The sequence below is a fragment of the Gilvibacter sp. genome, assembly GCF_965601605.1.
Taxonomy (GTDB): Bacteria; Bacteroidota; Bacteroidia; order Flavobacteriales; family Flavobacteriaceae; genus Gilvibacter.
On record NZ_CBFCWJ010000038.1, the window covers coordinates 1 to 13,455 of the forward strand.

General features: G+C 42.8%; 12 protein-coding genes and 1 pseudogene. 8 read left to right on the forward strand and 5 right to left on the reverse strand.

Annotated features, from left to right (window positions below; genetic code table 11):
• Both ACSLP7_RS10755 and ACSLP7_RS10760 read left to right on the forward strand, forming a co-directional pair.
• Positions 1 to 1,283, forward strand: a pseudogene (locus tag ACSLP7_RS10755) (hypothetical protein); the annotation flags it as partial.
• A 123-nt stretch (positions 1,284 to 1,406) separates the two neighbouring features.
• The gene (locus tag ACSLP7_RS10760; protein WP_435579302.1) at positions 1,407 to 4,592 is read left to right on the forward strand and encodes a T9SS type A sorting domain-containing protein; all 3,186 of its coding nucleotides are present in this window, start codon (positions 1,407 to 1,409) and stop codon (positions 4,590 to 4,592) included.
• Positions 4,593 to 4,643: 51 nt separating this feature from the next.
• Here the strand turns inward: ACSLP7_RS10760 and ACSLP7_RS10765 are convergent, their stop codons facing one another.
• Together ACSLP7_RS10765 and ACSLP7_RS10770 are read right to left on the reverse strand one after the other, a co-directional pair.
• On the reverse strand, positions 4,644 to 5,228 hold the full coding sequence (locus tag ACSLP7_RS10765; RefSeq protein ID WP_435579303.1) for a hypothetical protein: 585 nt from the start codon (positions 5,226 to 5,228) through the stop codon (positions 4,644 to 4,646).
• 11 nt (positions 5,229 to 5,239) lie between these two features.
• Positions 5,240 to 5,998 (reverse strand): hypothetical protein, encoded by a 759-nt coding sequence (locus ACSLP7_RS10770; protein ID WP_435579304.1) that lies wholly within the window; start codon positions 5,996 to 5,998, stop codon positions 5,240 to 5,242.
• 159 nt (positions 5,999 to 6,157) lie between these two features.
• Here ACSLP7_RS10770 and ACSLP7_RS10775 point away from each other — a divergent pair, with 159 nt between their 5' ends.
• The 6 genes from ACSLP7_RS10775 (at position 6,158) to rpe (ending at position 11,119) form a co-directional block, all read left to right on the forward strand.
• On the forward strand, positions 6,158 to 7,171 hold the full coding sequence (locus tag ACSLP7_RS10775; protein WP_435579305.1) for a hypothetical protein: 1,014 nt from the start codon (positions 6,158 to 6,160) through the stop codon (positions 7,169 to 7,171).
• A gap of 144 nt (positions 7,172 to 7,315) precedes the next feature.
• A complete protein-coding gene (locus ACSLP7_RS10780; protein ID WP_034261238.1) occupies positions 7,316 to 8,179 on the forward strand; it encodes a sigma-70 family RNA polymerase sigma factor in 864 nt (287 codons plus the stop codon).
• Between the two features lie 152 nt (positions 8,180 to 8,331).
• Complete coding sequence (locus ACSLP7_RS10785) at positions 8,332 to 8,877, forward strand: RNA polymerase sigma factor (protein WP_435579306.1); 546 nt, start codon at positions 8,332 to 8,334, stop codon at positions 8,875 to 8,877.
• 10 nt (positions 8,878 to 8,887) lie between these two features.
• Entirely contained in the window at positions 8,888 to 9,421 is a 534-nt protein-coding gene (locus ACSLP7_RS10790) for a hypothetical protein (RefSeq protein WP_435579307.1), read from the forward strand.
• 591 nt (positions 9,422 to 10,012) lie between these two features.
• The gene (locus ACSLP7_RS10795; protein WP_435579308.1) at positions 10,013 to 10,423 is read left to right on the forward strand and encodes a BLUF domain-containing protein; all 411 of its coding nucleotides are present in this window, start codon (positions 10,013 to 10,015) and stop codon (positions 10,421 to 10,423) included.
• 27 nt (positions 10,424 to 10,450) lie between these two features.
• Positions 10,451 to 11,119, forward strand: a complete 669-nt coding sequence (gene rpe, locus ACSLP7_RS10800) for a ribulose-phosphate 3-epimerase (protein ID WP_435579309.1) — start codon at positions 10,451 to 10,453, stop codon at positions 11,117 to 11,119.
• Here the strand turns inward: rpe and ACSLP7_RS10805 are convergent.
• From ACSLP7_RS10805 to ACSLP7_RS10815, 3 genes are all read right to left on the reverse strand, one after another.
• Positions 11,116 to 11,949, reverse strand: coding sequence for a zinc-dependent peptidase (locus ACSLP7_RS10805; RefSeq protein ID WP_435579310.1), 834 nt, complete (start codon positions 11,947 to 11,949; stop codon positions 11,116 to 11,118). The genes rpe and ACSLP7_RS10805 overlap by 4 nt on opposite strands.
• Positions 11,950 to 12,057: 108 nt before the next feature.
• Entirely contained in the window at positions 12,058 to 12,780 is a 723-nt protein-coding gene (locus ACSLP7_RS10810; RefSeq protein ID WP_435579311.1) for a Bax inhibitor-1/YccA family protein, read from the reverse strand.
• A 15-nt stretch (positions 12,781 to 12,795) separates the two neighbouring features.
• Complete coding sequence (locus ACSLP7_RS10815; RefSeq protein WP_435579312.1) at positions 12,796 to 13,329, reverse strand: hypothetical protein; 534 nt, start codon at positions 13,327 to 13,329, stop codon at positions 12,796 to 12,798.
• Positions 13,330 to 13,455 lie beyond the last annotated feature (126 nt).

Below are 13,455 nucleotides of genomic sequence, written 5' to 3' on the forward strand. Positions count from 1 at the left end.
CTGAAACCTCCGTTGCTACAACAGGTACTACATCCACTCGTGCATCGAAAGATACTAAGACCAGTACCGCTGTAAAACAAGGAACCAATTCGCAATCGACTACTACCTCAACAGGTATTAGTACCAGCACTGTAGCTTCAACAAGGACTTCAGGCAATACTTCTACTGTGACTGGCTCTACAAATAGTACTGAATCAAATAATAGTACGGGGACCAGTAATACCACAACAGGAATTACAAGCTCTGGGGTGAGTTCAGACACACCTAACAATACCAGCACTGCGAATTCATCTACAGCAACTACTACTTCCTCATCAACAACAAGAGGCACTTCCGCAGCAAATAGAAACACCACAAGCGGTCAAAGTGGACAATATCCAGCAAGAGGATATTATGTGCTTCCAAAAAATACTGTAGGTGCAGCAGGCATTGATGCCACCAGTTTTGCCGCAGATGTTGAGATCACAGCGACTGGAGAAGCCACTCCACTTCCAGTGATTAAGTATGAGGAGCAAAAGGTTAAAAAGACCAAAGAATTCAAGGCATTTGAACGAATGCTTCGCCGAGAAGAACTGACCAACTACAGCTGGTCTGTAGGCGCCGTGATCGCTCCAACTACTTATGGCTCGTTAACACGTGCCTCTATGTTGGATGCTCGTTTGGAAGGCAACACCCGTGAAGGGGAAACCAATTTGAGCTACGGTTTACAGATCAAAAACCAGGTCAATGAAAAATCAGCTTTGCGTTTTGGCCTCAACCGTGTCAACCTGGGTTACAACACTCAGAACTTCCAAGTCAATATCATTGATAATGTAGTGAACATCTATCAATTGACCGGTATTGATGCAGGGGCTGAGATCACTGATGGTGGAATTCCTTTGGACCCGAGTGCAACTGCATTCTTTGAATCTAATGATGTGGTGACTATAGACCAGGATATTTCCTATTTAGAAATACCTGTGGAATATCAGTATTCGTTCATCAACAATCGTTTTGGTGCTAATTTGATCGGAGGAGCCAGCCTTATGGTTCTAGATGACAACCGCATTTTTGCCGTTAATGATAACGGACAAAGCGTTCGCGTTGGAAAATCGAACAATTTGACCAACCTGGGATACACCTTAAATCTTGGACTTGGTTTTAAATACGAGATCACCAAACACTTCCAGCTGAACTTAGATCCTATGTTTAAGATTCAAATGAACAAACCAGAAAACACAACGGTGAATAATTTTAGACCCTTTTTCTTCGGAGTTTTTAGTGGTCTTCACTTCAAATTTTAACATTTTATCATTGAACCACACCCCTGATTGTGGTTTAAGATCGTTTTTTCTGCAGTTCGTCGAAAAGTAATCTTTTTCCTACTTTTTCTATCTACATTCGTGGTCAACTTAAACGAACCACCTATGAAGAAATTCTACCTTTGGGTAGTGGCACTCCTATGCAGTGCAACTGCCTTCCCCCAAGATGGTGCCATGCAGGCAACCTCTTTTTCAACTGCCACTTACGTGCGTGAAATCCCAGCCCTCAGCAGCATGGACAACATTATTGCTGCTGCAGGATTTGAGGACGTTGCGCCGCCAAAACGCCGTGGAACCAATACCTTTGTTGAAGGTAAAGGTCTCCCTGCTGGAGCTGATCCATTAGCCCGTAACCAACAGCTTGTTCCTAGAGCTGCTGCCCGTGCTCCGATCACCTCTTTTGACGCTCACGTGGGAACCGTACTCAATGACCCTACCGGAGCCATTGGACCGAACCACTATGTTTATGCATTTAACAGCGGATTCGGAATTCTGGATCGCGCCGGAAATGTACTATTACCTGAAGCGTCTTTAGGAACTATTTTCCCTGGAGAAACTCTGGGTGACCCCGTAGTGCTTTATGACCGCTATGCAGACCGTTTCATCATTATGGAATTTAGTGATACCCCTAACGGTTTCTTAGTAGCTATAGGGCAAGGACCAGACCCGATCAATGACGGTTGGTACACCTACAGATTCAACACAGGAAGTTTCCCTGATTATGAAAAAATGTCCATTTGGGCAGACGGATATTATATCACGGCTAATAAGGATGCTAATAATCCTACAGCCAATGATGTGATCTTTGCTTTGGAGCGCGATGAGATGCTCGTGGGTAATCCTTCTGCACAAGTGATTGGATTCCCTTTACCAGGAGTGACCACTAGCGGCTTTTACAGCCCAGGTGGATTCAATGTTGTTGGACCCAATCTTCCCCCACTGGGTACACCGCATCCTTTAGTCTATATGCAAGACGACGGCTGGGCTGGCGTTTCTTCAGATCACTTGAAGATCTGGAACGTGAGCGTTGACTGGACAAATCCTTCTGCATCATCAATTTCAACACCACAGGAGATCACAACGGCTCCTTTTGATGCTGTTTTTGATGGAGGTTCTTTCCAAAACTTGGAGGAACCGGGATCTGGACCAGATATCGATGCCATCCAAGCAACCATGATGTATATGACCAACTACCGCCGTTTTGGAACGCATAATTCTGCGGTGATGAATTTTGTAGTCGATGTGACCGGGACTGATTCTCAAGCGGGAATCCGTTGGTATGAACTGCGCCAAACTGCAGACGGTGCTCCTTGGACCATTTACCAAGAAGGAACTTATGTGCAACCTGATGGACACAGTGCATTCTGTGGTAGTATTGGAATCGACGCTGCTGGAAACATCGGAATGGGATACACCATTGTAAGTCCAACAGTATATACGTCCTTAAGATACACTGGGCGTCAAGCGGGAGATCCACTAGGAACCATGACTCTAAATGAACAATTTATTGTAGACGGTGATCAACCGACTGCTTTTAGACCTGATGGTCGATACGGAGACTATGCTCACCTTACTGTGGATCCACTTGATGATATGACCTTCTGGCATATTGCCGAATACATGAAAGGAACCACAAACACGCGTAAGAGTCATGTGGCAGCCTTCAAAATCAACAGCGGACCAACCGACACAGAAGCGCCTTCAGCGCCTTCAGCTTTAGCGGCTTCAAATGAAACTGCCGTGAGCGTAGATTTAACCTGGACAGCTTCTACAGATAATGTTGCTGTAGTTGGCTACGACATTTACCAAGACGGAGTTAGTGTTGGTACTGTTGGTACGCCAGGATTTACTGTAACTGGATTGAGTCCGGAGACCAGCTATGATTTTTACGTTGTCGCTAAAGACGCTGCTGGAAATCAGTCTGGGCAAAGTAACACAGTGAACGCCACTACCCTAACCGCAAGCGGTTGTACTGGTGGTGTAACTAGCTACCCTTATACAGAGAGTTTTGAAAATACAATCGGAGCTTGGACGCAAAGCACAACTGACGATCTGAATTGGACTGTGCTTTCTGGAAGTACAGGATCTTCAAACACAGGACCTGCTGGAGCTCAAGATGGTAACTACTATATCTATGTAGAAGCCTCTGGAAACGGAACCGGATATCCAAATAAAACTGCCGTGATCACTTCACCTTGTTTTGATTTGAGTAGCCTTTCAACGCCGAGTTTTAACTTTAGAGTGCACCAATTCGGATCCTCTGATATGGGAACCATTTTGCTTCAAATTTCCAATGATGATGGAATTAATTGGACCACTTTATGGTCGCAGTCCGGAAATCAAGGTAATGCTTGGAGTGCTCAAAATATTGATCTGACCACCTATGCTGGACAAAGTGTTCAATTACGATTCAGCCGTACAACGGGAAGTACTTGGCAAGCAGATATCGCCTTAGATAACATTTCATTGACTGATGGCGTACCTACCACCACAAGTTGTTCTGGAGGTATTGACAGCTATCCGTATAACGAAGGATATGAGAACACCATTGGAGCTTGGTCTCAAAGTGGTGCCGATGATTTAGATTGGCGCGTTCAAACCGGAAGAACGCCTTCTGGTAATACTGGGCCTTCATCGGCCAACCAAGGCAGCTACTATATTTACGTAGAAGCTTCTGGAAATGGAACGGGATATCCTAACAAACAAGCAGTGATCACTTCCCCTTGTTTTGATCTTAGTGGAGCGACTTCTGCCAGCTTTGAATTCGATTACCACATGTATGGTTCATCGAATATGGGTACCTTTTTACTAGAGGCCTCTGCCGATAACGGAGACTCTTGGAATGCCATCTGGAGTCAATCTGGAAACCAAGGCAACCAATGGAACAGTGTAAGCGTTGATCTTGCTGACTACTTGGGCAGCGGGCTTCAATTGCGATTCAACCGAACTACCGGAAGCACTTGGCGTGCCGATATCGCTGTGGATGCTGTTTCACTCATCAGCACTTCTAGCCGATCTCAAGATGATGGACCGTTGCGCACCTACGCTTTGGATAAGGCAGATATCTTTAGTCTTTATCCAAACCCGACAAAAGATGTGTTGCATTTGGAGACTTCTGGGATTCAAGTAAATGAATTGCAAGTATTCTCTGCCCTTGGAAGACAAGTAATGAGTCTAAAACAACTTAACAGCGGCATGACGATCAACGTATCTCACCTGCCTGCTGGAACTTATTTTGTACGTTTTGTTGCCAACGAACAAGTAGTGACAAAACAGTTCATCAAAGAGTAACTATTTCATTGACTACCTAAAACAGAAAAGGCCGCTTGAAGCGGCCTTTTTTTATTGACGTCTTTTGTTCCATTGCAGCACAATGCCCCAATGGGCAAAGTTGACTAACTTATTGAAGTGATATCCACCTTGCAAGCCCAGAGAGAATCGCGGCCCTGTTGGGATTCTAATTTTTACCAATAAAGGCACACCTAGCAAATACTTTCCTACTAAACCTGCATCGGAAACCTGAGTGCTTTTTGGCGCTTGAACAAAGAACGTATCCAATCCAGAAAACAAATCAGTTCCATTACTTTCAAATCGTATGACAGACAAACCAATTTGCAAATCAAGTTCTACTCGGGGAATCGGTTTAAAACTGTAACCATAGAGTCCTTCAAAACTCACAAATTCCCCACTTGCGCTAAGAAAATTTGCCTCAGAACCGGCATGTGCCGCCAAAGAGATTCGCTTTTTTCCAGTTCTAAAATTCAAATCAACACGACCGGAAATTCCCTCTTGATTCAATTGTCCTTTGTACAAACCCAGCGGCTGAATAGAGAAAGAATCGTACTGAAAACGTTGGTCTTCCTGAGCTACTAAGAAAGTGGTAGCCATTAGTGGAACCACCAATAAATATTTATAGATCGATTTCATAAGTTCTGTTTTTAGTATTCAATGACGACCCGATTTAGGCCCGTTGTGTTCACCGGAGTTAAGTCCGTACTGTTCTCTGTCCACACCCCGTTCTTTCTAACATTCCATATCACCTTGTACTCCGTGGCTTCTTGGAGTCTACCAAAAAGGGTAGTATCAATGGAATCTCCCAACCATTCGGGTCGTAAGCCGTCGTCATCTGCAGGGGGATCCCAAGGCAAATTGACACCCGATCTGTTCTCAAAGGCATAGAACACATTGTGGAAATAGCGGGCATTGACCTCGTTATTATTCTGTTGGACCGTAAAAAAGACGGACACCCCTATAAAGTCGTTTTCATCAAAAGGGGTAGTGTTTTTAATTTCAATTTCTAGCGGATGAAATTCACGCACGTATAGCAAAACTGGACCTTCTTCTAAATCATCCATATCAAAACGCGGTATCAAATTGAGAATGGCTGTGCTTTGATCTTCATCGGGTTTCACAAACCACACCCAGTCCTTTCTGGATTCGTAACCGACGTTGAATTCAAATTCCCCGTTGGCATCTGTGACAATTTCTGCTCGGCCTAAATCTACAGTATTACTAAAAAAACCACTTCCACTTGATTTTTGTACCATTCCATCCACGCGGGTATTGGGTATCCCCTCCCCGCTCACCTCACTTACTAGTTTTCCGCGAACGCGCTGAGAGTTTTCTTCTTCTAAGGCGCAATTGGAGAAAACGCCAAAGAAGAGGGCTGTGACTAAAACTAATTTTAAATATCTCATAATTCAACTGTTTTTAAGAGCTCAATGACACTGGGGAAAAGCCAATCAAACTCAAAATTCCAATCGAAAATACAAGCGAATTACACAAACTAAATGTGATATTCAGGCTTTGAAGCCTCAATTTTTTGCATATATTGAAAATAAATAGATGATTTAGCTATGAGTTTGCATATTTCACAAGAAGCGCTTTGGGCCAATCTCAAAACCCATATTCCGGCAGAAAGATCCTTTGTGGACGAGGTGGCCAACGTTTTAGACATTAGCTACGACGCGGCCTACAGACGCATCAACCTGAAATCACAACTGAGCTTAGATGAAGCAGTAACCTTAGCGCGACACTACAAGATCTCCTTGAATAGGCTCTTTGAGGTGGGACAACAAAACACTTTGCTGGTAGAAAAGTCACCGCCTATAACCAGTCTTGAGGGTTTAGAACAGTACTTCCTGGTCTCCATGAAAAGTATTGAACCACTCATCAATGCCAAAGGGGTTGAGATCATCTATTCTGCCAAAGACATTCCCATATTCTTTACCCTGACCAACACTTATATCACTAAATACAAGTTTTACGTTTGGCTTAAGTTTTTGGATGAAGACGGCAGCATGGCCAAGATGAGCTTTGAAGAGTTTCTACCTACCATCCCGGCAAGCCTCATAGAAACCACCATGCAATTGGCGGAAACTTATAATTATTTAGACATCACCGAATTTTGGAATGACAATACCATCAACGGAACCTTGCAACAGGTTTACTATTATTTTGAGTCCGGTCATTTGAGTAAGACCTTGGCAGAACACCTTTGTAAAGACCTGCATGAGATCATCGATCGCGTGGAACAACAAACCATTCAACAGGCCATCATCAATTCCAAAAACAATGCGCGTTACCTACTCTACAAAAGTGATCTTCTCACTATGAGTAATACCGTGATGTTCAGAACACCTAAACAGAGTCTGTTCTTTACCCCATTCACTGTATTGACCTATTTAAAAGTGGTAAACCCGGCCACCTGCGGAGAAATGCTCAAATTTTTCAACAAGCAAAAAAGCAACTCAAAATTACTGGCCAGTGCCGGTGAAAAGGATCGTGGAATATTCTTCAACAAAATGCGCCAAAAAGTGGATTTGCTTTTGGCCAATATTCAAGCGGACAGAGATTTAAACCTTTTTTAAAAGACTCGAAATCAAAATGGTAGAAAATCAGGCCACACAAATATTAAAAAATGATCAACTATTTGTAACATTTTTGGGTATATTTACGTATAACTAGGTACAGCGTGCAATTAAGCACGTGAGTTAGAAGAGAGGATTTATTAGATGAGACAACTCAAAATTACCAAGCAGGTCACCAATAGAGAGACCGCTTCCTTAGACAAGTACCTACAAGAAATTGGAAAAGTCGACCTTATTACCGCTGACGAAGAGGTAGAATTGGCACAACGAATCAAAGCCGGAGACCAACGCGCTTTAGAGAAGTTGACCAAAGCTAACCTGCGTTTCGTTGTATCGGTAGCTAAGCAATATCAAAACCAGGGACTCACATTGCCGGATTTGATCAACGAAGGAAACTTAGGATTGATCAAGGCTGCGCAGCGTTTTGATGAGACTCGTGGTTTTAAATTTATTTCATACGCCGTATGGTGGATCCGTCAATCGATTCTTCAAGCTCTTGCAGAGCAGTCTCGTATTGTACGTTTGCCACTGAATAAGATCGGATCGATCAATAAGATCAACAAAACCTTTGCTTTCTTGGAGCAAGCGCATGAGCGCCCACCAAGTGCAGAGGAGATCGCCAAAGAGCTAGACATGACCATCAATGATGTGAAGGAGTCTATGAAGAACTCCGGACGTCATGTATCCATGGATGCTCCTTTGGTAGAGGGTGAAGATTCTAACCTTTACGATGTACTTCGTTCTGGAGAATCTCCAAACCCAGACCGTTCTTTATTGCATGAGTCTTTGCGCACTGAGATTGAGCGCGCACTGGAAACTCTGACTCCTCGTGAAGCAGATGTTATTCGTTTGTACTTCGGATTGGGAGATCAGCATCCAATGACTCTAGAAGAGATCGGCGAGACCTTTGACCTGACACGTGAACGTGTGCGTCAAATCAAAGAAAAAGCAATTCGCAGGCTAAAACACACCTCGCGAAGCAAAATATTGAAAACTTATCTAGGTTAATACGACTTAGATTACAGTAACAAACAGTTAAACTAACTGTTCGTTTTTTGATTGATGAATGAAACCCCTGCCACTGGCGGGGGTTTTGCTTTTTTACCTCCGCCACGCAACCTTTCTATTATTTCTGTACATTACAGCAAAGAACAATCTAGATGTCTTCTTCCTTAACGGAGCTTATTGCAGCTTGTAAAAAAGGCGACCCTAAGGCTCAGGAACAACTATTCCTGGAGCATAGAGATGCCATTTACACTACTTCACTGAAGTATTGCAGGAATGTGGAGGAAGCACAGGACAATGTACACGATGCCTTTGTGATCGTGTTTGAAACCATTAAAAAGTATAAAGGACAAGGTTCCTTTGCGGGTTGGATGCAACGCATTGCCATTAACCAAGCAGTGAAGAAATACCGTAACAAACGCAAGGAGCATTTGACAGAGGACCCAAGTTGGTTTGCCGTTCAAGAAGAAGACGACCATTGGGCACAAAGTTGCGATCTGGACCAACTTCTAGAAGCAATTCAGCAGTTGCCCGATCAGTATCGCCTTGTTTTTAGCCTTTATGTTTTGGACGACCACAGCCATCAGGAGATCGCGGATAAACTGAAGATCAGTGTTGGCACTTCCAAATCAAACCTACACCGCGCGAAAGTACTTTTAAAAAAAAGCTTGACCGTACAACTAATGACTAAACCAGCCTAATTAGCTACTTATGAAAACGCAAGATCCCTTAGAAAGTACTATCAAAGATCGCCTGAAAGATCTTCAGAAGAGCACCGAAGTCCCCAATTGGAATGATGTGGCACAGAGTTTGGAGCGCAAAAAACGCAAGCGCTATGTTATTTGGATTTGGAGCTCGGCAGGATTGATGGCCCTTTTAGCACTTGCTTTATGGACTGGTAGTGGTCAATCAGAAGCAGAAGAGACAAATACAACAAGTATTGAGGTCCAATCAGAAGCTGTTCAAGCGCAAGAAATACCACAAACAGAAACTACAGAAACCGCAGCAAATCTAGAGGAAAACACAGAATCGACAGAAACCACAGCCGTAGAAACTACTCCTACGACCACAACTGCCACTCCAAAAACGCAAAAAACTGCAGAAAGTGACTTTACAGAAGGAGCAGAACCTGTACCTACGTACTACTATTACGACTCCAAAACGGGGAAACAAATGAGCACTAAGGACAAAAAAGTGATCGATTCCATCCTCAAAGCACGGTCTGATGGAAATAATTTACATTAAATATTATTATGTATTACATAAGCTAAATTTATGCATTACAAGCAACTATAAGCTACCATCACTCCTCATTTGACTTGAACAAATAGCTTAGTTTAAGCGTTTTATTCGCAACTTTGTTGCAATAACGAAAATTTCAAAACTACTAATGTGTACTTAGTACACATAAATATTCATTTATACTTCAACTTAAGTCGAGCTCCGAAATTTACCTTGTACGGACAAGCCCTCGTTTTTATGTGGATTCCTCGTAATTACTTGATAGATAAGGATTTTGAGTCAATCGTTCCAATAAACAGGAGGATCAACACCATTCTATTGAGAAATGGTCTAAATAAAAACAGTTGAGATATCCAGAATTTCAACTAAAATATTGTAGGAAACCTCGAAGCGCTTTCAATCAATTAATGATGTAAAAAGAAGATATTATTTGTTTAACATTTATCCGAGTCATGAGTCTTTCAATAAATGACTAACATCTGTTAGCATTTTGACTATCAGATAGTTAGATTGTAATTTCTTTAACATTTCTATAACAATCTTACTTGTAGAACTGATGGTCATTCAGTAACTTTATTACAAATCATCCCCACGATGAAAACGCAATTACATACTATCTGTTATGTAAGTACCGCGGTTTCAACAATTACCCAACATAATGTTAGCGATGTCTTTGAAGGCATCGTTGAAAATAACTTGAGTTTAGGTATCACGGGTGTATTGTTGTATTCTCACGGTAACTTCATGCAAATTCTGGAAGGTCCTTCAGAGGCTATGGCGTCTGTATATGATTCGATCAAAAGAGATCGGCGTCATCATCATATCATAGAGATCATGAATCAGCCTGCAGAAGAACGCATGTTTGAAAACTACATGTCTGGTTTCACTATTATTGATTCTCCTAAAGAAATCTTCCATCTTCAAAAGTATGTCCGCTTCTTAGAAGACAATTTTGACGAAGCGGTTAAAAATCGCGCGGAAATGGTTAGACCCTTCATTTATTGATTATTTTTGTCGGAAATAAAACTTCCGATGAGCACCCTAATTGCACCTTCTATTTTAGCTGCCGATTTTGGCAACCTCCACCGCGACGTTCGCATGGTCAATGACAGCCAAGCAGACTGGTTCCATTTAGACGTTATGGACGGCGTTTTTGTGCCGAATATCTCCTTCGGTATGCCTGTGATCAAATCGATCGCTCAGGAGGCTAAAAAGACCTTAGACGTGCACTTAATGATCGTTGACCCGGATCGTTATATTCAAACCTTTGCAGACCTCGGCACTGACGTACTAACGGTGCACTATGAAGCCTGTACGCACTTGCACCGCACCATCCAAGCCATTAAATCCGCCGGCATGAAAGCTGGTGTAGCGCTTAACCCGCATACACCCGTTCACTTATTGAGCGACATCATTGCAGATCTTGACCTGGTTTGTATCATGAGCGTGAATCCTGGGTTTGGAGGACAGTCTTTCATTGAAAACACCTATGATAAGGTGCGCACCTTACGCGGAATGATCAATGACAAAGGAGCTTCTACCCTTATTGAGATCGATGGTGGCGTAAAGGATAACAATGCTGCTGCCTTAGTAGAAGCTGGAGCAGATGTTTTAGTGGCCGGAAGCTTTGTGTTCCGATCTGAAGATCCAACGGCAACCATCAGCAATTTAAAGTCTACCACAGCGGCGGTCTCTTATTAATAGCCCAAAAATTTAAAATTGAGTAGTTTCCGCGTGTAGTCATACAGCTGCGGAAAGTTGGCTTTAAAAGTACCCGGAGATTCCATGAAATACTCGGACAATACCGCCATGAATTCATATTCATTAGTAAAAGCGTATTCTCTAAAGTAACGCGTTTGATCCAAGCGATCTTTAACTTCCTGATGAGTGAGGCGTTTTAAGATATTTTGAAACTGCAACTGAAAGCGTGCAGAATCGGTATCTCCTCCCCGTTTGGCCTCCAACTGCATGGCATGCATAAATTCATGAATACCCAAATTGATGTTGTCATGTCCATCTGCTAAACCCGCTTCAAAGTCCTTCCAAGACAAGACCAATGCACGACCACCAGGATTAATTTCTCCTTTGTGGTAGGCCTCGTTGATATTGCTGTAGAATTCCTCTGGATAGATCAGAATAAAGTGAATTAGACTATAGGTATAATTCTTCCGTCCGAAGCTTAACATACAACCCACGGCTGCAACTAAGACCTTCATCCTGTCGGTCAATTCAAGATCTTCCCGAGGGATAAATTCTTTGTCTTTTATAAAGGTAACCACCCGATGCTGAAACTGCCTGCGGTGTTTTCGATTGAGTTTGCGGTAGAAAGGAAACTCTGTCTCTAAGATCCGCAATTGTTCCCGCGGCAACTTTCTATAGGAAAAATACTGTCTAACTAAAGGCCTGCCGAAGTGCTCGGCATAGAAGTTTTCAAAGACGCGAAAGAGAAACAAGAGAATCCCCAACACAACTATACCATAGGCATAGGGCGCCAGCCAAGCTATATTTTCATCAGGTTGTTGCAGTAGCATGGGGGATTGTTTGGGAGGTGTAAGATATGTAAATTCCTTTTAATCAATGAAAAAGCAGGCTCCAACAAAGAACCTGCTTTTTATAAATACGTTTAATCAAGCTTTTTACTAGTCGCTGGAAAGGATGCTCAATACATACCAGAACAACAACATCAAAGCACCGAACAGTCCTAAAGAAGCAGCCACATATTGCTCTTGCTTGTACTTGTGAACCATTTGAGAGGTCTGGTATAAAATGGAACCAGCAGCCAAAACGATCATTCCCACACTGAACCACAATCCTAAGTCAAAACCAAAGAGCGTACCGGCAATGATTAGCCCTAAGGCAATAAAAAACCCAATGGTCAATCCAGTCTTTAAAAAGGAGAAGTCTTTCTTTGTAAGCAATACAGCAGCCGTAAGCCCAGAGAATAAAGACAGCGTTATAATAGCAGCTTGGTTCAGCAGCTCTGCCGCACCTTCCCCAGCAACGTAAAGCGCTATTCCAATCAGCGGAATAAAAATAAAGGCCTCTGCAACCACATAAAGCACCAATGCGGCGTACTGCGTGTTTCTGTCTGTAGTACCCATGGCCATAGATTCTGCCTTAGAGGTAGCAAACATAAAACCTCCTAAAAGCAACAGCCACGTCCATCCTTCTGCTAAGGAAAAGGCAAAGTTCACGATTGCCGGAATCTGAAAAAAGATAGCCTCTACTGCAATGAAAAGCAGTACGGCTCCTGCAACGTGCCCGTAGGTTTTTCTGTAAAAAGCAACCTGCTCTTCTTGAGCAAGGTCCGCCACCATAGGCTCTTGCACCTGAGGTTCATTAAATTGTCGAATTTCTTCCATATTGTTTAGTCTTAATTATCGTTTGGATGATTCACCAACAAACTGCTGGCTTTTATTTTTAAACAACACATTAAAGGTTGTAAGACTCCCGTAACAGCGGGTAATGTATTGCTGAATGTCAATCTTTTCTTCTTCGTCCAAGCTCTTGTTGGAGTTGATCTTTTGCTCCAAAACGCGCAGACGGTCGCGCAGCATCACTATCTTATTAAAAAAGGTTTTAACCGGGATTTCTTTAGCCGCAAGATTGGGGTCAGCAGGCTGCAGGGTCATGGTCCCTCCGTTCCATTTATCGCCCAAAGGAACGATCTCAGTGATATCACTCCACTTTTGCAAAATCTCTCGCAGGCTTTTCTCGATCTCGTAGAAACTTACCGTGTCCACTTCATCGTCTACTGCTTCAATCACCTCAAATTCGTCATTGACACCAATGGTTTCCAAACCGCCATCAATAAAAGTGACCCAATACATTTTAGCTGTCACGTTAGTCACTACTCCTTTTCCGTGATCGGAGTGTTCAATTCTAGAGCCTATCCCTAAGATTCTGTTCATGCGTTATTGTTTTCTTCTAAATTAATCACTTTCTACTTACTTGCCAACCCCTAATTCAAATTCGCAAGTTACACTTCAACTGACCGTTGTCATAGATTCCTACGCAATCGCCACCTAATTTTACCC